24 protein-coding genes and 1 other RNA gene are annotated in these 25,257 nt (G+C 53.3%); 5 read left to right on the top strand and 20 right to left on the bottom strand.

What is annotated here, in order from left to right:
* Nucleotides 1–17 precede the first annotated feature (17 nt).
* Nucleotides 18–1,235: a Bcr/CflA family efflux MFS transporter gene (locus GN241_05115; GenBank protein ID XAT56798.1), complete on the top strand. Its 1,218-nt coding sequence runs from the start codon at nucleotides 18–20 to the stop codon at nucleotides 1,233–1,235.
* 63 nt (nucleotides 1,236–1,298) lie between these two features.
* Nucleotides 1,299–2,699 carry an ImmA/IrrE family metallo-endopeptidase gene (locus GN241_05110; GenBank protein XAT56797.1) on the top strand — a complete coding sequence of 467 codons (1,401 nt, stop codon included), beginning with the start codon at nucleotides 1,299–1,301 and terminating at the stop codon, nucleotides 2,697–2,699.
* A 37-nt stretch (nucleotides 2,700–2,736) separates the two neighbouring features.
* On the opposite strand, the gene betA is transcribed toward GN241_05110, so the two are convergent.
* Nucleotides 2,737–4,404, bottom strand: coding sequence for a choline dehydrogenase (gene betA / locus GN241_05105; GenBank protein ID XAT56796.1), 1,668 nt, complete (start codon nucleotides 4,402–4,404; stop codon nucleotides 2,737–2,739).
* A 45-nt stretch (nucleotides 4,405–4,449) separates the two neighbouring features.
* Complete coding sequence (gene betB / locus GN241_05100) at nucleotides 4,450–5,904, bottom strand: betaine-aldehyde dehydrogenase (protein XAT56795.1); 1,455 nt, start codon at nucleotides 5,902–5,904, stop codon at nucleotides 4,450–4,452.
* A 130-nt stretch (nucleotides 5,905–6,034) separates the two neighbouring features.
* On the opposite strand from betB, the gene betI reads away from it, so the two are divergent.
* Complete coding sequence (betI, locus tag GN241_05095; protein ID XAT56794.1) at nucleotides 6,035–6,616, top strand: transcriptional regulator BetI; 582 nt, start codon at nucleotides 6,035–6,037, stop codon at nucleotides 6,614–6,616.
* Here betI and betC read toward each other — a convergent pair.
* The 11 genes from betC to mgtE form a co-directional block, all read right to left on the bottom strand.
* Nucleotides 6,613–8,124 carry a choline-sulfatase gene (betC, locus tag GN241_05090; GenBank protein XAT56793.1) on the bottom strand — a complete coding sequence of 504 codons (1,512 nt, stop codon included), beginning with the start codon at nucleotides 8,122–8,124 and terminating at the stop codon, nucleotides 6,613–6,615. The genes betI and betC overlap by 4 nt on opposite strands.
* A gap of 56 nt (nucleotides 8,125–8,180) precedes the next feature.
* Nucleotides 8,181–9,086, bottom strand: a complete 906-nt coding sequence (locus tag GN241_05085) for an EamA family transporter (protein ID XAT56792.1) — start codon at nucleotides 9,084–9,086, stop codon at nucleotides 8,181–8,183.
* A 39-nt stretch (nucleotides 9,087–9,125) separates the two neighbouring features.
* Nucleotides 9,126–9,725, bottom strand: coding sequence for a LysE family transporter (locus tag GN241_05080; protein XAT56791.1), 600 nt, complete (start codon nucleotides 9,723–9,725; stop codon nucleotides 9,126–9,128).
* Between the two features lie 75 nt (nucleotides 9,726–9,800).
* Nucleotides 9,801–10,094: a hypothetical protein gene (locus GN241_05075; GenBank protein ID XAT56790.1), complete on the bottom strand. Its 294-nt coding sequence runs from the start codon at nucleotides 10,092–10,094 to the stop codon at nucleotides 9,801–9,803.
* Between the two features lie 498 nt (nucleotides 10,095–10,592).
* Nucleotides 10,593–11,345, bottom strand: a complete 753-nt coding sequence (locus GN241_05070; GenBank protein XAT56789.1) for a YebC/PmpR family DNA-binding transcriptional regulator — start codon at nucleotides 11,343–11,345, stop codon at nucleotides 10,593–10,595.
* Between the two features lie 142 nt (nucleotides 11,346–11,487).
* Nucleotides 11,488–13,272, bottom strand: a complete 1,785-nt coding sequence (locus GN241_05065) for an SLC13 family permease (GenBank protein ID XAT56788.1) — start codon at nucleotides 13,270–13,272, stop codon at nucleotides 11,488–11,490.
* A gap of 42 nt (nucleotides 13,273–13,314) precedes the next feature.
* On the bottom strand, nucleotides 13,315–14,193 hold the full coding sequence (locus tag GN241_05060) for an EamA family transporter (protein XAT56787.1): 879 nt from the start codon (nucleotides 14,191–14,193) through the stop codon (nucleotides 13,315–13,317).
* Nucleotides 14,190–15,002: a TIGR00282 family metallophosphoesterase gene (locus tag GN241_05055; GenBank protein ID XAT56786.1), complete on the bottom strand. Its 813-nt coding sequence runs from the start codon at nucleotides 15,000–15,002 to the stop codon at nucleotides 14,190–14,192. The genes GN241_05060 and GN241_05055 overlap by 4 nt, the downstream gene beginning before the upstream one ends.
* A 47-nt stretch (nucleotides 15,003–15,049) precedes the next feature.
* Nucleotides 15,050–15,520: an OsmC family peroxiredoxin gene (locus GN241_05050; GenBank protein ID XAT56785.1), complete on the bottom strand. Its 471-nt coding sequence runs from the start codon at nucleotides 15,518–15,520 to the stop codon at nucleotides 15,050–15,052.
* 62 nt (nucleotides 15,521–15,582) lie between these two features.
* Entirely contained in the window at nucleotides 15,583–16,155 is a 573-nt protein-coding gene (locus GN241_05045) for a 5-formyltetrahydrofolate cyclo-ligase (GenBank protein ID XAT56784.1), read from the bottom strand.
* Nucleotides 16,152–17,543 carry a magnesium transporter gene (mgtE, locus tag GN241_05040; protein ID XAT56783.1) on the bottom strand — a complete coding sequence of 464 codons (1,392 nt, stop codon included), beginning with the start codon at nucleotides 17,541–17,543 and terminating at the stop codon, nucleotides 16,152–16,154. The genes GN241_05045 and mgtE overlap by 4 nt, the downstream gene beginning before the upstream one ends.
* Nucleotides 17,544–17,693: 150 nt before the next feature.
* Between mgtE and guaD the strand changes: the two genes are divergently transcribed.
* Nucleotides 17,694–18,986 carry a guanine deaminase gene (gene guaD / locus GN241_05035; protein ID XAT59180.1) on the top strand — a complete coding sequence of 431 codons (1,293 nt, stop codon included), beginning with the start codon at nucleotides 17,694–17,696 and terminating at the stop codon, nucleotides 18,984–18,986.
* Between the two features lie 28 nt (nucleotides 18,987–19,014).
* Here guaD and GN241_05030 read toward each other — a convergent pair whose 3' ends face one another.
* Genes GN241_05030 through GN241_05020 form a run of 3 tightly spaced genes read right to left on the bottom strand, consistent with a single transcriptional unit; the run spans nucleotide 19,015 to nucleotide 21,617 of the window.
* Nucleotides 19,015–20,358, bottom strand: a complete 1,344-nt coding sequence (locus tag GN241_05030) for an 8-oxoguanine deaminase (protein ID XAT56782.1) — start codon at nucleotides 20,356–20,358, stop codon at nucleotides 19,015–19,017.
* A gap of 15 nt (nucleotides 20,359–20,373) precedes the next feature.
* Complete coding sequence (gene hisN, locus GN241_05025) at nucleotides 20,374–21,198, bottom strand: histidinol-phosphatase (GenBank protein XAT56781.1); 825 nt, start codon at nucleotides 21,196–21,198, stop codon at nucleotides 20,374–20,376.
* A 47-nt stretch (nucleotides 21,199–21,245) separates the two neighbouring features.
* Entirely contained in the window at nucleotides 21,246–21,617 is a 372-nt protein-coding gene (locus tag GN241_05020; protein ID XAT56780.1) for a helix-turn-helix domain-containing protein, read from the bottom strand.
* Nucleotides 21,618–22,272: 655 nt separating this feature from the next.
* On the opposite strand from GN241_05020, the gene GN241_05015 reads away from it, so the two are divergent.
* On the top strand, nucleotides 22,273–23,049 hold the full coding sequence (locus GN241_05015; GenBank protein ID XAT56779.1) for a BAX inhibitor (BI)-1/YccA family protein: 777 nt from the start codon (nucleotides 22,273–22,275) through the stop codon (nucleotides 23,047–23,049).
* A 153-nt stretch (nucleotides 23,050–23,202) separates the two neighbouring features.
* Here the strand turns inward: GN241_05015 and rpmG are convergent, their stop codons facing one another.
* The 4 genes from rpmG to GN241_04995 form a co-directional block, all read right to left on the bottom strand.
* Entirely contained in the window at nucleotides 23,203–23,370 is a 168-nt protein-coding gene (gene rpmG / locus GN241_05010) for a 50S ribosomal protein L33 (GenBank protein XAT56778.1), read from the bottom strand.
* Between the two features lie 126 nt (nucleotides 23,371–23,496).
* Nucleotides 23,497–23,887: RNase P RNA component class A (gene rnpB / locus GN241_05005), an RNA gene on the bottom strand.
* 33 nt (nucleotides 23,888–23,920) lie between these two features.
* Nucleotides 23,921–24,643: an N-acetylmuramoyl-L-alanine amidase gene (locus tag GN241_05000; protein ID XAT59179.1), complete on the bottom strand. Its 723-nt coding sequence runs from the start codon at nucleotides 24,641–24,643 to the stop codon at nucleotides 23,921–23,923.
* Nucleotides 24,640–25,251, bottom strand: a complete 612-nt coding sequence (locus GN241_04995; protein ID XAT56777.1) for a hypothetical protein — start codon at nucleotides 25,249–25,251, stop codon at nucleotides 24,640–24,642. The genes GN241_05000 and GN241_04995 overlap by 4 nt, the downstream gene beginning before the upstream one ends.
* Nucleotides 25,252–25,257: the final 6 nt, after the last annotated feature.

Raw genomic sequence — 25,257 nt, 5'->3', positions numbered from 1 at the left:
ATGGTTAAGGAGCGTATATGATCGAAAGTCCCAAGGCCCAGTTTCTTAACCGCCAAACCCAGCCGCATATGGTCACGCTGATTATGATGGTCAGCATTTCAGCGCTGGCGATGAATATTTTTTTACCAAGCCTCCCGCGCATGGCGGATGAATTTGACACCAGCGCCGCCATTTTAGGGCTGTCGGTGAGCGTGTATCTGGCGGTCAGCGCACTGGTTCAGTTATTCTCAGGGCCGCTCTCGGATATGCAGGGGCGCCGTCAAGTGACGCTTTGGTCGATTGCCCTGTTCACCGCGGTCAGCATCGCCATTACTTTTTGTCAAAGCACCGAGTCATTTTTGATTTTGCGCGCAATCCAATCTGTCATCGCAAGCGTTTTTGTGATCTCGCGCGCCATCGTGCGCGACACCACCGATACCGCAAATTCGGGCTCTCGGATCGCCTATATCATGATGGGCATGGCGCTGGTGCCGATGTTCGGGCCGGCTTTGGGCGGGGTGATTGATGCCTATTTTGGCTGGCGCGCCAATTTTTGGATTCTGAGCCTGCTGGGGGTGGCGCTTTGGCTCAATTGCTTTTTTGACCTTGGCGAAACCGCGCCAACGACAGATGTGAAATTCCAAGCACATTTTGCGCTCTACCCCGATCTTTTGCATTCAAAACGGTTTTGGGGATATTGCTTCACTTCAGCATTGGGGTCCGGCGCCTTCTTCGCCTATCTGGGCGGGGCCCCTTTTGTTGGCTCTGAAATATTCAGCTTAAGCCCAGAGGCGCTAGGGTTGTTCTTCGGCGCACCGGCAGCGGGATATTTTTTAGGAAACTTTTTCACCGGGCGGTTTTCGTCTCGGATTGGACTGGATGCGATGATCTTTTGGGGGCTCGCCTTGAACTTATTCGGCCTCACAGCCTCTTTGGCTGTATTCTACAACGGTATGGGATCAGCGATCAGCTTTTTTGGCTTCATGACCTTTGTCGGGTTTGGCAATGGGTTAAGTATTCCCAACGCCACGGCCGGAATGCTGGCTATACGCCCAGATCTTGCCGGGGCTGCCTCAGGGCTTGGCAGCGCCATTATGATTGCGGGCGGGGCGGCCTTATCCGCCCTTGCTGGCGCCGTTTTAACGCCAACCAGCGGCGCCACGCCCCTGCTTTGGCTGATGTGGAGCTCGGTTGCCGCAGGGGTGATCTGCATGATTTATGTCAAAAAACGCCATCGCAGCATTCAAGCCTCTTGACGCCTCTAGCATAATTAGCAAGCTTAGCAGATCATTTTAGAAAATTTGCAAATCGGGGTGACAATGGCCGTTCAAAAGCTCTATGCCGGCGCCAAGCTGCGCGATCTGCGCCGTAAACTGAGTCTGACGCAAAAGGAATTTGCCGCGCGTCTGGGCGTATCGTTGCCCTATTTGAATCAGATTGAAAACAACAACCGGCCGGTCTCCAGTTCTATTCTCTTGGCATTGGCCCAGGAATTCGGCTTTGACATCACTGAATTATCAAGCGGAGAAAGCGAGCGCCTTGTCAGCGATTTGCGCGAAGTTCTGGTGGATCCGGTTTTTAGCGAAGCACAACCCTCGCTTGGCGATCTGCGGCTGGTGGCGTTTAATGCCCCGGCCTTTAGCCGCGCATTTCTGGATCTGCACCGCGCCTATAAAAACACCCAAGAACGCATGATGTCATTTGATGAAGCCTTGGGCTGGCAAGATGGGCATATGCAGCCCAACCCTTGGGAAGAGGTGCGTGATTTCTTTCATTATTGCGACAATTACCTGGACGCGGTTGATAGGGCGGCCGAAAGCTTCGCGAATGGGTGGCAAGGGCCAAACTGGCTGCGCGGAAACGTTGAAGAGGCGCTTGCAGGCTTAGGAATACGCGTGGAATTAAGCGACCAAACCCCCTTGCGGCACTATGATAAGACCCAAAACCGGCTGAGCTTGAGCGCCCATGCCAGCCCACCAACGCAAATTTTTCAACTCTGCCTGCAATTTGCCCTGATCACAGAAGAGCCCTTGCTCGAGGCCACATTGGATTTGGCGAGATTTCAATCGCCTCAAGCCCGCGATATTGCGAAACTCGGCCTGGCCAATTATTTCGCCGGGGCGGTGATGATGCCCTACAGAATATTTTTACAGGCGGCCCAAGACGAACGCCATGATCTGGAAAGATTGGCACGCCGTTTTGGAGCATCCTTAGAACAAGTTGCGCATCGGCTCTCAACGCTGCAGAGGCCCGGCGCGAAAGGTATTCCTTTCTTCTTTGTGCGCGTCGACCAAGCAGGCAACATCACCAAGCGCCACTCTGCCACGCGGCTGCAATTTGCGCGCTTTGGCGGCGCGTGCCCGTTGTGGAATGTGCATCGCGCCTTTGAAACTCCGGGGCGGTTTTTACGGCAATTGGCCGAAACGCCAGATGGGGCGCGTTACATTTCGCTTGCGCATGATGTGTCAAAAACCGGTGGCGCGTTTGGGGCTCCGGCGCATCGCTATGCGATCGCACTGGGCTGCGAAGTAAAACATGCCGCGACTATGGTCTATGCCGATGGAATGGACGTTGACACCCCGCATGCTTATGAACCGATTGGCGTTTCTTGCCGGGTCTGTGATCGGCGCGCCTGCCACCAACGCGCCCTGCCCCCGTTAGATAAAGAGCTTAGCATTGATCATGATCTGCGCGAGAACCTTCCCTATTCCATCCAGTGATCGCTTAAAATCGCCGCGCCGTTTATTGCCCGCACCTTCAGCGCTGGCTGGTCTGCCAATCCGGCGCCAACCAAGGCTGTGAATTGGCGCGCGCAAGCGGCGTTTTACCCAAAATAAGATCGCTGGCTTTCTCGCCAACCATAATCGAAGGCCCGTTTAAATTGCCATTGGTGATTTGTGGGAAAATACTGCTATCAACCACGCGCAGCCCCTTAAAACCAATCACATTTGTTTGCGGATCGACCACGGCCAAAGGATCATCCACCGCCCCCATTTTACAGGTGCCGCAGGGGTGATAGGCGCTTTCGGCATGGGCGCGGATAAATTCGTCAATCTGGGCATCGGCTTGCAACTCAAAGCCGGGTTGAATTTCATGTTTTACAAAAGGCCGAAAGGCCTCTTGCGCGAAGATCTCTCGCGTGAGGCGAATACCGCGGCGGAAATCTATCCAATCTTTTTCGGTAGACATATAGTTAAAGGTGATTTTTGGGCTGTCTTCTGGCTTGGCTGACCGCAAAGTAACCGCCCCACGAGACGGGCTGCGCATTGGGCCTATATGGGCTTGAAACCCGTGCCCCTCAGAGGCCGCCTTGCCATCATACCGCACCGCGATGGGCAAAAAATGAAATTGCAAATCAGGATATTCAACCCCCGCGGCTGAACGAATAAATCCGGCGCTTTCAAATTGATTAGACGCGCCAGGGCCGCCGCGCGTCAGCGCCCATTGCAGCCCAACCCACGCCTTGCCAAACACGTTCCAATATTTAAACAGGCTCACCGGTTGGCTCGCGGCCATTTGAATATAGACCTCCAAGTGATCCTGAAGATTTTGGCCAACGCCAGGGCGGTCCGCCACTATTTCGATACCATGGGCAGCCAGATGCGCGGCAGGGCCAATCCCAGAGAGCATCAATAGTTTCGGGGAATTGATCGAAGAGCTTGCTAAAATCACTTCCTTTTTGGCCCGAACGGTTTTCAAGCCCCCCCCTGCCAAAAGCTCAACCCCAACCGCGCGGCGTCCAGAAAACACGATTTTTTGCGCCAAGCCGCGGATCAGATTACAATTTTTTCGTTGCAAGGCGGGGCGCAGATAGGCTTTTGCAGCGGACCAGCGGGCCCCTTTGTGAATGGTATGTTCCATCGGGCCAAAGCCCTCTTGCTGCTGGCCGTTATAATCGTCGGTCAGCTGATAGCCGGCCTGCCGGCCCGCCTGCACAAAAGCCTGCACCAAGGGGTTATCGCGCTTGCCGCGCGTCACATGCAATGGGCCATCCCTTCCGCGCCAGCTGGCATCGCCGCCATGCCCGGCCGGATCCCAGGATTCCATGCGCTTGTAATAGGGTAGCACATCCGCGTAAGACCAGCCGCTTGCACCCATCGCCTCCCAGGCGTCGAAATCTTTGGCATGGCCACGCACATACACCATGCCATTGATGCTAGAGGACCCCCCGATCACCTTGCCGCGCGGGCAGGCAAGCCGCCGCCCGCCCAGATGCGGCTCGGGCTCGGACCAATAGCCCCAATCATAGCGCTTCATATTCATCGGGAAGCTCAGCGCCCCGGGCATTTGAATAAGCGGGCCTGCATCGCTGCCGCCATATTCCACCACGAGCACCGAGGCCCCCGACTCGCTTAAGCGATAGGCAAGGGCGCAGCCCGCGCTGCCAGCCCCGACAATCACATAATCGGCTTCTGCCGCGCTCATGCGCGCCATCGCAGGACGCGCGCATAAATGCCGATATCCGCGCCTTTAAAACGGTGCATCAACATCCCCCATACGAACATAGACCGATTTCAACTGCGAATAATGCTCAATCGCGTTTTTCGAGTTTTCGCGCCCGATACCGGATAATTTCATGCCGCCAAAAGGCGCCTCGACGGGGGCATCATTATATGAATTGATAAAGCAACTGCCCGCCTGCAATTTGCCAATAACACGATGCGCGCGGCTGATATCACGGGTAAAAACCCCCGCAGAGAGCCCATATTCGGTTTTATTCGCGCGCGCCACCACATCCCTCTCATCGTCAAAATCCAAAACGCTGAGAACCGGCCCAAATATTTCTTCGCGCGCGATCGTCATCTCATCGCTGACATCTGCAAACACGGTCGGCGCCAAATAAAAGCCCGGGCGCTCGAGCCGCTGCCCTCCGCAGACCAACCGCGCACCCTCGGAAATACCTTGCGCGATGAACCCCTGAACAATCTGCATCTGCCGATCACTGACCAGCGGACCAAAATTTGTGGTTTCATCCAGCGGATCGCCGATCACCGCCCGGTCAAGCCGCGCGCTTAACCGATCCAAAAACGCCTCTTTGATGGTTTTATGCACAAACACCCGCGTGCCGTTGGAACAAATTTGACCTGACGAGTAGAAATTCGCGAGGATCGCGCCGCCAACGGCATTGTCCAAATCCGCATCTTCAAAGATAATCAGCGGCGATTTACCCCCCAGCTCAAGCGTCACCTGCTTCAGATCCGCGGCGGCGCTTTGGTAAACTTTGCGCCCCGTGGCGACCGATCCGGTGAGCGAAACTTTGTTAATGCGCGAATCCTCCAGCAACGCCGCGCCAACATCGCCCTGCCCTTGTACAACGTTGAACACGCCATCTGGCAAACCAGCTTCGCTGAGGATTTCGGCGATTTTCAGCGCGCAAAGCGGCGTGGTTTCTGATGGTTTGAAAATCATCGCATTGCCGCAGGCCAAGGCTGGCGCAGCTTTCCAGCAGGCAATTTGCGTCGGGTAATTCCAGGCACCAATGCCAAGACAGACCCCCAAAGCTTCGCGGCGCGTATAGACCCAATCTTCGCCAAGCTGGATATGCTCTCCAGTCACATTTCCCGCCAAACCCCCGAAATATTCAAGCGCATCGGCGCCGCTGGTGGCATCCGCATATAGCGTTTCCGAAAGTGGTTTGCCCGTATCATGGGTTTCTAGAACCGACAGCTCTCGGTTGCGGGCGCGGATCAGATCGGCAGCGCGGCGCAATACGCGCCCCCGTTCAGTGCCCGAGCGCGCCGCCCAATCTTGCTGCGCGGCCTGCGCCGCGCTTAGCGCCTGCTCTATAATATGATCCGTACCCGCGTATATCTGCGCGATAACAGCCCCTGAAGCGGGGTAAATCACATCAAACCGCGCCCCGCTTATATCGTCAACATAGCGCCCATCAATAAAATGGCTTGCTGTTGGCTGCGTGCTATACATGCATATCCCCTTCAAAGCTGCGCGGAAAGCCATAGCAGAAAAAGTGATATATAAAAATAAAAATTTATATGACCATATTAATTTTGATATATTTCTTGAAATTCTACCCTAGCCGCGTCAGATAAACCGCATGGAAAGACGCAGCATTCGTGACATACGCAATTCAGAATTCATTCAAGCCACTCTGCAAGCGGTGCGACAAAAAGGATTTCAAAATGTCACGTTAAGTGAAATCGCTGCCTATGCGAGCACGACAGCCGCCAGCATAACCTATCATTTTGGCAGTAAAGAAAAGCTGCTGGAAGCTACGATGCGCCACTTGCTCGAACTCTTGCGCCGTGAGGTCATCAACAATCTAAAAGAAACCAAAACATCCAAACAACGCCTGCAAGCCGTTTTAACCGCAAACTTTTCCGATTCTCTCTTCACGAAAACCCATTGCAATGTCTGGGTGCAGTTTTGGTCAGCCGCGCCCTACCAACCCGCGCTGGCGCGGCTTCAAAAAATCAATCGCGCTCGCGTGGCAAGCCATTTGCGGCGCGAAACGCGGCTACTGGTTGCTTCAGAGCGCCAACAAATGGTGGAACAGGCGCTGCAGGCCTATATCGATGGTGTTTGGATAAGTGCGGCGCAATCCACTGGTGTGATAGATGCCCAAGCCGCGCGTACAGATATCAATAATTTATTGGATCTGCTCGTAAGCGCCGGCTAATCCCCTCTGGGAAAGCGTTGTTGGCTTTCCAAAATATTCAGATCCATATGGTTGCGCATATAGCGTTCAGAGGCATCTTGCAGCGGCTGGTAATCCCAAGGGTAATAGCCCCCTTTGCGCACCGCCTCATACACCACCAGGCGCCCCGCCTGGCTTTGTCGAACGGCGGCGTCAAAGGCGCTAAGATCCCAGCGCGCCTCGGATTTTGCCCTAAGCGAGGTCACTGTGCCCTGATGCGCCGGCAGGTTGGCCAAATTTATCCGCTCTTGCGGGTCCGCCTCCAAATCAAACAACTGATCGGGATCCAGCAAACAACGGTTATATTTCCAGCGCCCATAGCGCAAAGACACCAGCGGTGCATAAGAGCCTTCTGCGGCGTATTCCATCAGCACGGGCGCGCTGCGCGCTTGACCAAGCGCCAGCGGCACCAAGGTTTCACCAGCCGTCCAAGGCTGCAAAGCGTCAAGCGATATGCCGGCCAGGTCGCATAGCGTTGGGCAGACATCCAGCGTTGAAACCGGCTGTGTCAGTAGCGCCGCGGGCAACTCTGGCGCCGATATCATCAAAGGCACCCGCGCAGACCCTTCATAAAAAGACATTTTAAACCACAAACCCCGCTCACCCAGCATATCCCCATGATCTGACACAAAGACAATATGGGCCTCTTGCTGCGTGGCTTCCAACACCTCTAAAATCTCGCCAATTTTATCGTCAAGATAGCTGATATTGGCGAAATAGGCGCGGCGGGCGTCGCGGATCATCGCCTCGCTCAAAGTATATGAGCGCCAATCATTGGCATCAAATAACCGCTGTGAATGCGGATCATGCTCGGCATAAGGAAGCGCTGCAACCGCGGGGCTGAGATGCGCGCAATGCTCATAAAGATCCCAGTATTTCTTGCGTGCCACATAAGGATCATGCGGATGCGTAAAGCTAACAGTGAGGCACCAAGGGCGACCATCTTTGCCGCGCGCCAGATCGTATAATTTACGGCAACTTTGATAAGCAACCTCATCATCATATTCCAGCTGGTTTGAAATTTCACCAATACCAGCGCCAGTCACCGAGCCCAAATTGTGATACCACCAATCAATGCGCGTGCCGGGTTTTCGGTAATCCGGCGTCCACCCAAAATCAGCGGGGTAAATATCGGTGGTCAAGCGCTCTTCAAACCCGTGCAGCTGGTCCGGACCAACAAAATGCATTTTTCCAGATAGGCAGGTCTGATAGCCCGCCGCGCGCAAATGATGCGCATAGGTGGGTATAGAAGCTGCAAATTCAGCGGCATTGTCATAGACCCCCGTTTTCGAGGGCAATTGCCCAGACATGAATGAGGCCCGCGCCGGCGCGCATAACGGGCTGGCGGTATAGGCATTGGCAAACCGCGCCGAGCGCTGCGCCAGGCGTTTCAAATGCGGCGCGTGCAGCCAGTCGGCAGGGCCGTCGGGAAACAACGTTCCATTTAACTGATCAACCATAATAATCAGAATATTGGGGGAAGATGTCATAAAAACGCCTCTTTGAGATATAGGTTATTTGGGCTGAGCCTCCGTTAGATGAAAGCCTAGACTTTTGTAGCAGGAACCGGGGGGGTGCGCAGACGACGTTGCAAAACCGCCTCGCGCCAGCTGATAAAACTGACCGATGCCAAAATTGTGCCGCCCCCAATCACCACCCATGGATCGAGCGGTTCGTCAAAAAACACCATCCCAACCGACACCGCCCAGACCAGCTGTAAAAACGTAACTGGTTGCGTGATGTTCACGGGCGCTGCGGCAAAGGCCAGCGTCATCGTGTAATGCCCCAATGTGGCAAAGCAGGCCACTCCAAAAAGGATAAGCAAATCGTTTGTCGAGGGCGGAACCCAAACCATCCATGCCATCGGCGCCAGCCCCAGCGTGACAAAGAGCGAAAGCATCACAACGATTGCGCCCGCCGAAACTTGATCGCTGAGCCGTTTGGTTAACAAATAAGAGCAGGCGAAAAATACCGCAGCCAGCAGCATCGCCAGATGCCCCATATCCACGCTGCGAATACCGGGTCGCAAAATAATCAAGGCGCCCACCAAGGCAATGCCGACGGCGATCACCCGCCGCAAAGCCAGTTTTTCACCCAAAAATAACGCCGCCCCCAATGTCACATAAATCGGCGATAGGTAATTCATCGCCGTTACATCCGCCAAGGGAATCCGCGCCATTGCAAAAAACCATAGAAACACCGCCCCCACATGCGCAGCGCCGCGATACACAAAAAGCCGCATCAACGGCTGCGAAAAATTACTTTTGAAGACCGACCCCAGCATTGGAACCAGCAAGACCAAGCCCAAAGCATATCGCAAAAACGCCGCCTCAGCGGCGGGCATATCCGGGCCTAAATATTTCACCAAGGAGGTCACGCCCACAAACATAAGCCCCGTCACGATCATCCATAAGATGCCGCGTAAGGTTGATGAAGAAGAACGTTCGGTCATGGCGCTACTGAAAAGCTAAATAGGCCGAAAGCACAAGAGCTAATGAGAGGCGAGCAGACTGTAAGCGATTGCCCACATCACAAGCGCAATCCCCATATCTAAAATCTGCCATGCGCGGGAATTGGCAAAAAAGGGCGCCAAAAGACGGGCGCCATAGCCCAACCCGAAGAAAAAGGTAAAACTGGCTAGCATAGCCCCCAAAGCAAAACCCAACGGGCTTTCGGATTGGTTGGCAACCCCCCCCACCAAAATCACCGTATCAAGATATACATGCGGATTTAAAAAGGTCAGCGCCAGGCATGTGAACAAGGCCGCCGGCAAAGACATCACATCGCCCATTGCATCCAAAGCTTGATTGCCGCGCCAAGCCGATATCATGCTGCGTGCACCATAGGCGAACAAAAACAACGCCCCCGCAAAGCGGATCCAGATCATAAGGTTGGGCAGGGCCTCCAAAAGAGTGCCCAAACCAAAAACCCCCAGAAAGATCAACAGCGCGTCAGAAACCGCGCAAAGCAACACGATCGGCAAAACAAAACGGCGCATCAAACCGGCCTTCAACACGAAGGCGTTTTGCGCTCCGATCGCAAGGATCAACGAAAGACCAAGGCCAAAGCCCAAAAAGAAAGGTTCGATCATGATATAGGTCTTGCGAAGATCATCCGCAACACAAGCCATAGAACACGGCGCAACACAACCGTAGAACCGCCCCCCTTAAACGATAGGGCTTGTATAGCTTCCCGCTTTGGTATTGGGCGCATGCGACAGTAACCCGCGCTCAATCAAGGCCTTCAAACACCTGTGAAAGGTCGGCTGCGCCATCCCGTTCAACAACGCGTGCTTCTTAATATCAACAGATTTTGCAGTGCCACCCGCCATAAAGATTTCTGTGTAAGACGCGTAGAACACATCTTTTTCGTTTTGGGTCAATGCCCCAAGCCCCACTTCCTCCTCAAGGCCCAATAGGAGCTCTCGCATCTGCGCCATTTTAAAGTATCGTTGGGACATTATTCACCTGTCAAAAACATCAGAAGACTGTTTGATCGATCAAAGTGCCCGAAGCAGAAAAGTCTTAAAACCATACCGAAAGTGGACCAAAAAACTGTCTGACTTTCAATACAAAATTGTGTCGATTAAAAAGTTATCATTATGACTTAAGGAAATCTTTTAATTGACCCTGGGTGATAAAAAGGCGCGGCAAATTTACGTGAAAATTACCAAATCCAGTTTGCCCATGCCTCAAAAAATGTATAAGTTGTGGGCTAGGATTCGAGATCTGTCATCATTTTCTGACGCCGTGTACAACAGATTACACATGGGGCGATTGATGTCATAAAGATAATCATTTTTCAACCAAGGCGCAATCGGTCAAGAAAAACAGCCTGCAAACATTGCAAAAAAAAATTTAAAGAACGATTTCGCTAATGTCACAGAATCGTGTCGAAAACTGATCATTCATCAGGTTAATATGTAAGACTCAATAATTTAATAATATTAAACAGATACTCAATCAGAGCCTTCTAATTGCGCCATAACCTCGTCACTAGCTTCGAAATTGGTTGTCACGCGCTGAACATCATCGTCATCCTCAAGCGCATCGATAAGCCTCATCAGCTTTTCCATGCCCTCAAGATCCAGCTCTGTGGTGGTTGTGGGCTTCCAAACCAGCTTGGTTGACAAGCTTTCGCCCAAATCATTTTCCAACATTTGCGCCACTTCATTTAGGCTGGTGTCTTCACACCAGATGAAATGCCCATCTTCTGAGCTTTCCACATCTTCTGCGCCCGCTTCCAGCGCCGCCATCATCACGCTATCATCATCACCGGCGGAAGCGGCGTAACTCACCTGACCTTTGCGATCAAACATAAACCCCACCGATCCGGTTTCCCCCAAATTGCCACCGTGTTTTCCGAAGGTCGAACGCACATTTGACGCGGTGCGGTTTCTGTTATCCGTCATCGTTTCAACAATCACCGCCACGCCATTTGGGCCGTAGCCCTCGTAACGGATTTCTTCATACTCATCACCATCACCCGCAACCGATTTTTTAATCGCGCGCTCAATCACATCTTTTGGCACCGAATTTGATTTGGCTTCCTTAACGGCCAAGCGCAAACGGGGATTTTTTTCAGGATCCGGATCGCCCATCTTAGCGGCTACGGTAATTTCTTTGGACAGCTTCGAAAATAATTTTGAGCGCGCCGCGTCTTGGCGCCCTTTGCGATGCTGAATGTTCGCCCATTTTGAATGGCCTGCCATTTTCCCCTCCGAAATCCGTTTTTATTTGCGCCTATATAGGTCAGGCTATCACCAAGGGGCAAGCCACGAATCTGCAAAGTTTATCACCAAGGGCCGTGCCCCGGCATGGTAGGGTTAAGTTTCCAAATCCGGATCAGCCGCTTTATAAGGGCCATATTTTGGGAATAAACCAAGCCGACAAAAGCCCAATACTCAGATTGAGCGGCACACCAACGCGCAAAAAATCAGAAAAGCTATACCCGCCGGGCCCATAAACCAGCATATTGGTTTGATAGCCAATCGGCGTGGCAAAGCTGGCCGAAGCGGCCACCATCACCGCCACAACCAGCGGCCGGGGATCAACGCCCAAATCATGCGCCAACGCAATCGCCACAGGCGTTACGATCACAGCCACCGCATTATTTGACACCAGTTCTGTGAGCAGCGAGGTCAGTAGAAAAAAACACCAAATCAACAGGAATGGCGAGAGGTCTGCGATCAAAGGGGTCAGAGCCTCGACCACCAGTGCCACCGCGCCCGCATGGTGCAACCCCGCGCCTATGGCCAACATCGAAAATATCAAAACCAACAAGCGACCCTGAACGAAAGCAAAGGCTTCCTCTGCATCAATGGTCCGCGTCACGAGCAATATCGCGGCAGCCACCAAGCTGAGCACGAAAAGAGGTGCAAAGCCAAAACCGGCCATCAGCACCAAACCCAAAATCGTCACAACTGCGATGGGTGCATGACGGCGACGAAACGGTTGCACAGCCGGTTGAGAAATAACAACAAGGGCAAATTCTTGCGCCAGGCGTTTGATATCTTCAGCAGCGCCTTCCAGCAGTAGCGTATCCCCCAAAGTGATAGTGAGCGAGTGCAAATTTTGCGCTATATTCTGATTATGCCGGTGCACAGCCAGCGTATAAACCCCAAAGCGCCGCCGCAAATGCAGATCGCTTAACCTGCGCCCCAGCATTTGGCACCCAGGCGTAATTAATATTTCAACAGTTGTGGTTTCCACGGCAGAAACCTGATCCACCGGGCCTCTTCGACTTAAGGTTTTTTCCTGCTGTAGCCCCAACAATTCCCCGATCGGAGAGCGTAAAACAACCCGGTCACCTGCGTTTAGCCGGATTGCCTTTAATTTATCACGCAACGAGGCGTTCTTGCGCAGCACATCGATCACCCGAACCCCTTGCCGGCGAAATAAGGCCACTTTTAAGACCGGCCTGCCGATGAGCGCCGAGCCCGGCGGGATAAGCACTTCGCTGAAAAATTTCTTCTGCGTTTGATCTGACAATACATCTGCCAAACTGGCGCGTTCGGGCAAAAGCAACGGTGCGATAAACCGCAGATAAACCGCGCCCCAGACCACCAAAATACAAGCCAAAGGTGTGATTTCAAAAAGTCCAAACCCCGCCAAACCCAAGTCACGGGCAACCCCATCCACCAATAAATTGGTGGAGGTCCCCAACAGGGTCAACATGCCGCCTAATATGGCTGTATAGGAAAGCGGAATAAGAAGTTTACTGGCAGAAATATCTAGGCTTCGCGCCAATTGCACAAAGACCGGGATCATCACCACCACCACCGGCGTGTTTGACACCACCGCTGAGGATAACAATACGAATAGCAGTAAAAGGCCCAAAATACCACCAGGATGGCGCATTTTTTGATTTTGCACAGCCGAAATCAACGCATCCAAAGCACCCGTGCGCACCAAGGCAGCCACCACGATGAACATCGCGCCAATTGTCCATGGCGCCGGGTTTGAAAACACTTGCAACGCCGCCTCATAGGGCAAAATACCCGTCACCAAAAACAGCGCGGCGCCGCTCAAAGCAATCACCTCACTAGGAAACCGCTCTTGCCAAAACATCACCAGCATCACCGCCACGATGCACAGCGAAAATCCCGCCGGCCATAAACCGGAAGAAAAAAAGACCATACGCGTCCCTTCAAACCCACTCAGCCGCGCCTTAGACCGTGTTTAACGGCGCGGCTGCACCAGAAACATACCAATCAGTATGGCAGATAATGCCGCCCATAAAAACAGGCTTGGTTGCTCATTCAGTAGAATAATCGCCCAGAAAACGGCAAAAATCGTAACGGCATAACTGACCTGTAGGGCGAAAACAGGCCCCGCCCGTTTCACCAACCACACATAGCTCGTATAGGCAAAAGCATGCAGCGTTGCCGAAGCGATCAAAGCAAGATCCGGCGCGCCCCATGGCAGGCGCGGGTCGATCCAATGCCCACTGACAAGCGCAAAAGGCAGCGTTGCAAGCGCTCCAAGACAGCTGGCGCCAAATAAAGTGGCCACGGGGTTTAAGTTTTGAGTTCCAAACCGCGCAACATAATTGCCCTCAAACCCATAGCAAAGGGGCGCAATGACAGCTAAGAAAATAAAACCCACTTTGGAAGAATCGGGCAAACGCGCCTCTGGCAGCACCAGCAACATCACACCACAGAGCCCAAAAAACAGCCCCAAGAGCCGGAATTTCGCAAAGGTTTCATTGCCCATCATCACGGCAATAGGAAAGCCGAACATGGGCACAGTTGCGATAATCACCGCCAAAAACCCCGCCGGCAAGTGGATAGCAGCCGTATAAGAGGCCGAATTTGGCGCAATGGTGCCCACGCAGGCGATGATTGCAAATAAGCGCAGCGCGCCGGGCGTAATGGTTAAGCTTTGACGCCGGACCAGTAAGACAATGCCCAAAACGCTGGCGCAAATCACCTGTTGCCAAAAAATAAGGCCAAAAAACAAATAGCCATCCGAGACAATCACTTTTGTCAGCGGGATCGTTAAACCCCAGGCGGAGCCAATGCATAGCACCGCTAAATACGGCCAAATCCGTTCAATCATAAAGCCGCCGCTTGCAATTGACCGCCCACGCGGATCATCCTTACATTCTGCGCTTTTCCAGTGCTATCCTCAGTTTCCACGTAAAGCCCGGCAAGCGTGGCAGGCCCATCTGCCGGGCTGAACCGCGCTTTTGGCATACCCGTCACAAAGCGGCGCAAGGGTTCGGTTTTTTCCATCCCGATCACGCTATTATAATCGCCGCACATGCCCGCATCGCTTTGATAGGCGGTGCCTTTGGGCAAGATCATCGCATCCGCGGTTGGAATATGCGTATGGGTGCCCACCACAACGCTGGCCCGCCCATCACAAAAATGCCCCATCCCCATTTTTTCAGAGGTTGCCTCGCAATGAATATCAACCAAGCTGGCCTGTGTTTGCCCGCCCAAAGGATGCTTAAGCAACACTGCATCGATCGCCGAGAAAGGATCATCAAAGGGACGTTTCATAAACACCTGCCCCAAAACCTGCGCCACCAGAATTTTGCGCCCGCGCGCATCACTGAAAATACGCGCTCCGCGCCCAGGGGCGTTCTTGGCAAAATTTAAGGGGCGAATAATTCGTGGCTCTTTTTCGATAAATCCCAACATGTCTTTTTGATCAAATGCGTGATCGCCCAAAGTGATGCAATCTGCACCCGCGCCAAGCAATGCGCGCGCATGATCGGAGCTTAATCCATGGCCACTTGTGGCGTTTTCAGCGTTGACCACGGCAAAATCAATCTGCCACTCGGCTTTCAACCGCGGCAGGTTTTCAACCAGAGCTGCGCGACCTGCGCGCCCCATCACATCGCCAAGAAAAAGAAGCTTCATGCCGCCGTCCCTAGGGCCTCTGCCCTGAAAGCGCAAGCAAAAGCCGGCTATGAAAACTGATATTTCGCCCCGTAAGTGACCGGAAAATTAACAGAACGGGCGATAAAGCACCGCTCTGAAACGCGGTGGTGCAGCAGGTCGGCACGGCTGGGATCATCGCCGTTTGACAGCGTGATCTGCGGCCGTAACGTTGCCGCGACAAACCGACTGGCGCCATTGGCAAGCGTTTCGCCCTGTGCAATAGGGTGATCTTGATAGGCTTGAACACATAAGCCGGCCTCACTGGCCAGGTGCAAATACCATAACATATGACAGCCGCTCAGCGCTGAAATCAACAGATCCTCAGGATTATAAAGCGCGGGATTCCCACCCAAAATTGGATCATTCGAGCAGCTTATCACAGGTTTTCCGGGGCTGCACAAATCCCAACTGCGCGCATACCCGCCATAGGTTTTTGTGCCCTGCCCGCGGTTTCCCGTCCAGATTACCCGCGCCGTATAATCGTGAAGAACAGTCATAAATTTTCCTTTCAGCCAAGGCAATTTGCCCAACGAAATCAGCGTCAAAAACACGCCTAAACTTAGATCATGCGCGCGCGCAGATCGATGATCTCATCCTCGGTTACGATTTGATCCAAAGGTTGATCCGTTGCCTCCAATGGCAGGTGATCCGCCTGCTGCGCGCTATAGGCAAATCCAATCGCCAAAGTAGGTCGCTTTGCGCGTAACATCTCGAGCGTGCGGTCATAAAATCCACCGCCATAACCCAGACGCCCGCCATTGCGATCAAACGCCACAAGCGGCACGATCACCAGTTCCGGTTCAAAAAAATCATCGTCAATCGGGATTTTGGCACCAAATGGCCCCTCTTTAAGCGCGCCCTCAGGATACCACTTTGAAAACCGCAAAGGATGGCCTTCGCCGGTAATCACAGGCACCCCAACCGGGCCGTATCCAGCTGCTTCCGCCATCGCGGGGCGCGGATCGATTTCGGTGCGAATGGGCATATATCCGGCCAAGGATACGCCGCGATATCCGGCCAAAACCGATGATAAGAGCCCCGCGCAAGCGCCTATATCCAGAGCATGCGCCGCTTTGCGCCGCGCGAAGGCGGCTTTGCGCGCGGCCCGTTTTCGCTCTGTCAGACCACTCATAACAAGATCAACCCTGCCAAACCCAGAAATGCCAGAAATCCCACAATATCGGTGACCGTGGTCACAAAAGCCCCAGAGGCCAACGCAGGATCAATGCCAAAACGTGCCAGCAGAACCGGAATGCCAGTACCGGCAAAACCCGCCACAACCAAATTGATCACCATCGCCAGCGCGATCACGTATCCAAGCATGGGGGATCCGAACCATATAACCCCGACCACGCCCATTACCAAGGCGAAAACCACCCCATTTAAAAGCCCCACAAGAACCTCCCGTCTTACCACCCGAACCAGATTTGAGCGGGTCAGATCTTTGGTCGCAATCGCCCGCACCGCAACCGTCAGGCTTTGCGTGCCCGCATTGCCGCCCATCGAGGCTACTATGGGCATTAAAATCGCCAAAGCCACCAATTGCGCAAGCGCTGCTTCGAATTGCGCGATCACCAAAGAGGCTAAAATAGCGGTAAACAGGTTCACCCCCAGCCAAGGCAAGCGCTGCTTGGCCGTTTCCAAAACCGTATCGCTGAGGCTGCTTTCTCCAACCCCGGCGAGGCGCAAAATGTCTTCCTCATGTTCACGGTCAAGCACCATCATCGCATCATCAATCGTTATCATGCCGACAAGGCGCTGTTCATGATCCACAACAGGCGCAGAAATCAGATGATATTGATTGAACGCATAGGCAACCTCTGCTTCGTCTTGATCTGCCGGGATTACGCGAAACATCTCTTCCTTCAGGCTGGCCAATGCGGTGCTGCGCTTTGATGACATGATGCGCCCTAGCGTGACATTGCCCACCGGATGGAATTTTGGATCCACAAGAATCACATGATAAAACTGTTCTGGCAACTCCTCGGCTTTGCGCATGAATTCAATCGCATCTCCAACCGTCCAATAATCGGGCGCTGCAACCACTTCGCGCTGCATTAAGCGACCAGCAGAAAACTCTGGATAGGCCAGCGATTGTTCGACAGCCAAGCGATCTATATCATCCAAAGCGTCCAGAATGGCTTCTTGCTGCGGCGTTTCCAAATCTTCCAGCAGATCGACAACATCGTCGCTTTCTAGATCGCGCACCGCATCGGCCAAAACCTCGGGTTTCAGAAGATTGATCACGTCTTCGCGAATGGCCTCATTCAGCTCAGACAGGATTTCACCATCAAATTCACGCTCATAAAGTCGGATCAATCGCGCCCGATCGTGACCATCGATTTGTTCGAGCAAATCCGCGATATCCGCCGCGTGCAAAGGCTCCATCTGGGCAACCAGTTGATCACGATCTTTACGATCTACAGCCTCTAAAATAGCCGCAACAGCGCTTGGCTTCAGCTCATAACTGCGATCGGGCTGCGCCAGGTCTTGATCAGATAGAATGGTATGGTTTTGCATCATAAGCCCCCATAAACTATGCTCGTGATAGCGGAGAATAAAACAAAAGAGCAATGCAATAACGCGGTTTACCGGCCCTGATATGCAAATTATACAGCTAGGGATGGGTTTCAATCAAAAGGATCTTACGTGATCGCATCCTCACCTCAGCTGTTGCTAACAGGCCAAACGCTCAGTTTTAGAGCCGATCCCTTTGTAACAGAGATCGCAGCAGCCAGCACTTTCGACAGCGCCGGCGGCGTGCTCATTGAAGCGGGAAGGATCCTTGCCCAAGGCCCAGCTGCAGATTTGCGCCGACACTACCCACAAGCGCAGGTCATCGATTATGGCGATAAACTGATCATGGCGGGATTTATCGACGCGCATGTTCACTATCCGCAGACCGCAATCATTGCCAGCTGGGGAAACCGCCTGATTGATTGGCTCAACCAGTATACGTTTCCCGAAGAAATGCGATTTGGCGATGCGGCTTATGCGCATCGCAGCGCAGAGACCTATCTGGATCTGGCGCTCGCGCATGGCACGACCAGCCTGGCCAGTTTTTGCACCATTCATCCAAACAGCGTAGAGGCGCTGTTTGTCAGTGCGACCGCGCGCGGCATGGCCATCGTGGCGGGCAAAACCTGCATGGATCGCAATGCGCCCGAGGGCCTGTGCGACACGGCGCAAAGCGCCTATGACCAAAGCAAAGCCTTGCTGCAAACATGGCATGGGCAAGGCCGGGCGCGCTACGCCATCACGCCGCGGTTTTCGCCCACCTCAACCCCCGAGCAGCTGACCGCATTGGGGGCGTTATGGCAGGAATTTCCCAATTGCCTGATGCAAACCCATCTCAGCGAACAAATCGATGAAATCGCATGGGTGAAAGATCTCTTCCCCAATGCGCGTGATTATCTGGATACCTACGAGACATTCGGTTTACTAGGCCAACGCGGCCTTTACGGGCACGCAATACATTTGGAGCCGCGCGAAAAAGCGCGGCTGAAAGAGGTTGGCGCGGCTTTGGTTCATTGCCCGACCTCAAACAGTTTCATCGGCTCGGGCCTTTTTGATATGAACGGTCTGGCACATGCCGGGCAACGCATCGCTCTGGCAACCGATACGGGGGGTGGATCCAGCTTTTCCATGCTGCGCACTATGGCTGCGGCTTATGAGATCGGGCAACTAAACGGTCATCCTTTGCACCCGGCGCAATTGCTGTGGTTGGCCACGATGGGTTCTGCGCGCAGCCTGCATCTTGACCATGAAATCGGCAGCTTGACGCCCGGAAAATATGCGGATCTGGTGGTTTTAGATTTAGCCTCAACTCCCGCAATCGCGCAGCGGCAAAGGCGCGCTATTGATCACTGGTCAAGCCTGTTTCCTACCATCATGATGGGCGATGATCGCGCCATCCATTCAGTTTGGATCAAAGGCGCAGAATGGCACAACAAAACCGGTTAGGCGCGCCGCAGATGCGTTTCTCAACCCGTTATGCGTTGATAAGCTTTTGCACCAGACGGTTTTGATGCCCGATCAAAGCCTCTAGATCGGTGCTGGACAGCTGGCCATCGCGTACAACAAAGCGCCCTTCCACCATTAAATCGCGCACTTTATTCGGCCCGGAAAGAACCAACGCCGCAGGATCCCAGCTGCCCGCACTTTCCACCCCAGAAACATCCCAAATCGCAATATCCGCGCGTTTTCCAACCGCCAAGCGCCCGCATTCGGGCCGGCCCAGCACATCTGCGCCCCCGCGGGTTGCAATTTCCAACGCCTCGCGCGCACTCATGGCATCGGCCCCTTGCGACACCCGTTGCAGCAACATCGCTTGGCGCGCTTCATCCATCAAATTGCCCGAATCATTGCTGGCAGACCCGTCGACACCCAATCCCACAGGCACCCGCGCATCGCGCATCTGGCGAAGCGGGGCGATCCCCGAGCCAAGGCGGCAATTCGAACAGGGGCAATGCGCGACACCGGTTTGGCTTTTGGCAAATAAGGAAATTTCTTTGGAGTCCAATTTCACACAATGCGCGTGCCACACATCCGCACCTGTCCACCCCAAATCTTCAGCATATTGCCCAGGGCGACATCCAAATTTTTCAAGCGAATAAGCGATATCTTCATCGTTTTCTGCCAAATGCGTGTGTAAAAATACCCCCTTATCGCGCGCCAAAAGCGCCGCGTCGCGCATTAAATCACGACTCACCGAAAACGGAGAACAGGGCGCAATGCCCACCCTAAGCATGGATGCGGGAGAGGGGTCATGGAACGCATCCACCACGCGGATGCAATCTTCCAAAATCCGCGCTTCCTTTTCAACCAAAGCATCAGGCGGCAAGCCGCCATCGCTTTCTCCGATGCTCATCGCGCCGCGGGTTGGAAAAAAGCGCAAGCCAATTTCCTGCGCCGCCTCGATCGTATCTTCCAGCCGCACACCGTTGGGGTATAAATACAAATGATCGGCGCTTAAGCTGCAGCCAGACAACGCCAATTCGGCTAATCCCACCATCGCTGAAACGCGCATTTCTTCAGGCCCAAAACGGGCCCAAATCGGGTAGAGCGTCTGCAACCAGCCAAACAGCAACGCATTTTGAGCGCCAGGCACCGCGCGGGTTAAGCTTTGATAGAGGTGATGATGCGTGTTGACCAAACCCGGCGTCACCACGCAGCCTTTAGCCTGCACAACATCGCAAGAAACAGGCGGCATATAATCAGTTTCTACTGCGATGATTTCGCCATCATGTATATGAATATCAGCGCCTCCCAATTCGCGCCGCGCATTATCCATGGTGAGAATGTAATCGGCATTTTTAATCAGAATATCGCTCATACGCCCGTCTTTAATTCACGCTTTTTGTAACAAGGGCAAAGCCGCGGCCATCAGCTCGGGGGTTGCCGCAGCAATAATTTGCCCTCCGTTATGCGCGGGACGCTCCTGCCAATTGCAAACCACCCCTCCAGCGGCTTCGATCACTGCGATCGGCGCTTGCACATCATAGGCGCTCAATCCGGCCTCGATCACCAAATCGATCTGCCCCGCCGCCAGCAACGCATAGGCATAACAATCTAAACCATAGCGCACCAATTTAACCTCTTTGGCCACCGCCTGAAAGCTCGCATGCTCGGCGCGGCTGCCAATTTCAGGAAAAGTCGAAAACAACACCGCCTCCTGCAAAGAGCGCGTAGAGCGCGTTTGCAAAGCCGCCGCCCCCAAAGGGCCCGCCATCGTGTTCAGCCCCAAACCACCGATAAACCGCTCGCCGATATAAGGTTGATCAATGACTCCAAAAAACGGGCCCGCCGCATCGCGCAAGGCAATCAAAACGCCCCAGGTTGGGGTTCCGCTCATGAAAGAACGGGTGCCATCGATCGGATCGAGCACCCACGTTAACCCCGAGCTTCCAGAAGTTTCACCGTATTCTTCGCCCAAAATGCCATCCTCTGGGCGTTGCTCTTCAAGGATGGCGCGCATCGCGCGTTCAGCGGCTTTATCCGCATGGGTCACAGGATCAAAGCCCTGATCAGCTTTATTTTCAAGCGCCAATTTTGTTGACCGGAATAGCGGCAAAATCGCCTCTCTGGCCGCGTCGGCCAAGGCAACCGCCACGCGTTTTAGATCTTCTTTATCCGTCGCAGAGAGGGTCTCCCTGCTTACATACGCTTTTTCCATAATCAAACCCTTTCGCCCAAAGGCGCTAGAGCATGATCACACGAAAATCAAGCGACGTCGCTGAGCACCCGGGCAAGGTCAAACAATCTACGCCGTTGGTTTTCCGGTATCGCATAGTAAGAGCGCACCAAATCCAACGCTTCTTTATCGCCCATAAGATCTGACGGCATCGCGTCAGACTGAATTTTAACGCCTTTTTCTGCCTGCAACCCATCGAAGAAAAAATTAATCGAAACGTCTAAAGTGCTTGCGATATCCCATAGGCGCGATGCGCTTACACGGTTCGCACCGGTTTCATATTTTTGAATTTGTTGAAATTTAATCCCGACATGCTCTGCCAATTGCTGCTGCGTCATCCCCACCAGCCATCTACGCTGCCGGAGTCGCTTTCCAACATGTTCGTCAACAGGATGTGCCATTGAATATTCCTTTTTATAACAATCATGGCGGTTTAGACCGAAATACCCTGGCCAAACCCTTAATTCATGATCGAGAGATTAGCAGAACATCCGCAAAATTCAAGCACTTTTTGTTACTTAAGCGAATAAAGTTTTTAATTCACTCTCTTTAAAGGAGAGTATTCGCAGCGCTTAAAACTGGCTTTCAAAGCGGTGATCGCAACGTCAAAGCACCCCACCACTTGTCAAGCACAGCTAGGGCAAGCCGTCTGCTTTGTGCAGATCTTCTTAAGAAACCTCGTATTTTCAATGCAAAGGACGGGTTTGTTCGATTTTACAGAAACCACATAGGCGCGTTGAAATTCCCATAAGCCATGGCCTCAACGCGCTTTTGGTGAACTGCAGAAACCGGTTGACCGGTCTTTTGCCCGCAACACCCTGTAGATGGTTCATACCGTCAACCGCTCGCCACCTTGGACGGTCCGAAAAGAGACCTTAAAAAATGCGTAAGGCCTTTAAACGGTGTTCAAAAAGACTCACTTCGCACTATTTTTAACAATTCAGGAATTGATCGTACGCTAAGCCTTGAAAAGTGGCTCATTCTCCCCAATATGTATCTTAATGTTTTTTGCAGAATGGAGATCCCATCCTGCTAATTCGGCACTGGAGGTTAATTATGGCAGAATTTGAAACAATGCGCAGCACCGCAGCGGGTCGCGTCGGCGAAATCGACGAGGGCCTACGCACGCATATGAACAAAGTATATGGTACAATGTCCGTTGGTATGCTGATTACAGCATTGGCCGCATGGGCCATTGCCGGCTTGGCAACCACGTCTGATCCGGCCTTGGCTGCCGGCCAGATGGCCAATGGTACGTTGCTCACGTCTTTCGGCGTTGCCATTTACACATCAGCTCTACGCTGGATTGTGATGCTGGCACCTTTGGGAATGATTTTTGGCTTTGGCGCCATTATGCAACGCGCTTCGGCCAGCGGTGCGCAATTGTTCTTCTTTCTTTTCGCCACATTGATTGGCGTCTCGCTGAGTTCGATCTTTGTGTTCTACACAACCTTCTCAATCGTGCAGACCTTTTTAGTCACCGCGATCGCTTTTGCAGGCTTGTCGCTTTGGGGTTACACCACAAAGAAAGACATTTCAGGCTGGGGCTCTTTCCTGATCATGGGTGTAATCGGCATTTTTGTAGCGATGATCGTCAATATGTTCCTCGGCTCTCCCGCGATAATGTTTGCGATTTCGGTTCTGGGCGTTTTGATCTTTGCTGGCCTAACCGCCTATGACACGCAGAATATCAAAAATACCTATTTGGCGCATGCGCATCATGGCGATCAGGAATGGTTGGACAAGTCAGCGATTCACGGCGCGCTAAATCTTTATCTGGATTTTCTGAACATGTTCCAGTTCTTGCTGATGTTCATGGGCAATCAGGAATAGGCAAGCGCCTCTGTCGATACCAAAAGGCCGCGGTTCGCTTCGCGGCCTTTTTTATGCGATCTGAATGAAGCGACGGCTGAAGCTATCAACCGCAACAAAAAAACCACTCAAAACACTGAGTGGTTTTTTATGGCTTAAAAGGACAAGGCCTGCTTATTTGATCTTACCTTCTTTATATTCAACATGCTTACGCACAACCGGATCGTATTTACGAACGACCATCTTCTCAGTCATTGTGCGGGCGTTTTTCTTGGTCACATAAAAATGGCCAGTGCCTGCGGTAGAATTCAGGCGGATTTTAATAGTGGTTGGCTTGGCCATGAAACGTCTCCTGAAGCGGGGGATCAAACACCCGTAAAACTCTGTAGAATGTGCCTTTTAGCGATGCTGCGGCTGCTGTCAACCGTGACCTGGCATATTTTCTGCAGCTCGTCCGGATCAAAGCAAACGCGCGGAGAACCTATAAGCCGGATTCTGTCCAGAGGTTGCCCTCTTGGATGATCATTCCTCTTGGCCCAAGGTTACCCCTGCGCCTCTAGCTGCCAACCCGAACCCTATAGGCCAAAGATGCCCGGTGGTGATATCGAAAAAACGATCAACCCACCTGAGGTTCCTATTTGGCATTGCTCCTGGTGGGGCTTGCCATGCAAGACCTGTTACCAGGCCTCCGGTGGGCTCTTACCCCACCCTTTCACCCTTACCTGCGACCAGCGTAGGCGGTTTGCTTTCTGTTGCGCTATCCGTCGGGTTGCCCCGCCCGGGCGTTACCCGGCACCATTTCTTTGTGGAGTCCGGACTTTCCTCGACCCCGAAGGGCCGCGATCATCCAGTTCTCCGCGCAAAGCTGCAGTAGGCGCGAAAAGCGGCAAGGTCAATTGCAAAGCGTATTCAAAGCGGCCACCAGCGTACAATCAAACCGGCTTAAAGGGCCCCGGCGATGGGGCGCGAAATGCTGCCGGAGCGACGATAAGATTTGCTCCAAACCAAAGCTTGGATCATATCCATAATCTGCAGCCTGTTTCACAAATTGTGCCCGGGCGCGCAGCGCATCTTCACCCATCACCGGATCCATCTCGACAATCGCATTCAAATGCCAGGTTTTAAGATCCGGCCAAACACCAACCCCGCTTAGCGCCAATCTGCGCCAATCAAACCGTGCACCAGGATCGGCTTTTCGGCCAATGGCAACGTCGGAATGCCCCAGAACCCGATGCGCCGGAATATTGTGCCGGCCAATAATATCGCCACAAAGCGCAATCAGCGCACGCATTTGTTTATTGGAAAACGGATGATCGCCGCGATTATCAAGCTCAATACCAATTGACCGGCTGTTGATATCCGTTTCACCGGCCCAGAAACTGCGCCCGGCATGCCAAGCGCGCTGGCTTTCGCACACCAGCTGGAGAACCCGGCCATCCAATGTGATAAGATAATGCGCCGACACCTCATGGATCGGATCGCATAAGCGCTGCAGCGCGGCCTCGGCGCTTTGCATCGCCGTGTAATGCAACAGCAAAAGATCAATCGAGCCTCCTGCGCGACGCGGGCCAAAATTTGGCGAGGCCCTGACATCCGCAAAAGGGGCGCCAATCATCCCGACGATCCGGCCAAGCGAAACGGCGTCGGATCCCAAGAGCAGGCAAACCCATCGCCATCCGGATCAAGACCCATCCAATCCATTTTCGGACCGCTGCGCTTTAAAAACACCTGCTGGGCTTCGCTGGGAGAGGCATAAAAGTTACAGTTCCGCAGATATAGCTCTTCATTGTAAAGGCCGGAGCGGCGATAGATTTGCACCCCAACCGGGTTGGTCGTGCGCAAAGCGTATTCGATGATACTGATCTCATTTGTGCCCGGGCGCACGGGCAAATCGGTGGGCTCAATCACAACATATTTCGCACGGCTTTCGGCCAAGCGCTTGGCATCGCTTTCGATCGATTGACGGGCGGCAACCGCCTCAAAATCATTTTCATCCGACAGCGAGGTCGTATCAACCGAAGCAGCCGCGCCTGTTGGGTCATCAACCTCAACCCCTGAGGCGGGCGCCAAGCTTTGTTGCTCAACAGCCATCGGAGAAGGCAGCGGCAACACCGAGGCCGCATTTGGCGTCGGGTTTTGCCCAATCTCAACTGGCTCGCAGGCACCAAGAAGCGCCAAGGCGCCACCGGCGGTTAAAGCTCTGATCAAAAGGGAGTTCGACATTAGGGT

The sequence above is a fragment of the Rhodobacteraceae bacterium IMCC1335 genome (assembly GCA_039640495.1).
Taxonomy (GTDB): Bacteria; Pseudomonadota; Alphaproteobacteria; order Rhodobacterales; family Rhodobacteraceae; genus Thalassovivens.
This window is presented reverse-complemented; position numbering and strand designations above follow the sequence as displayed.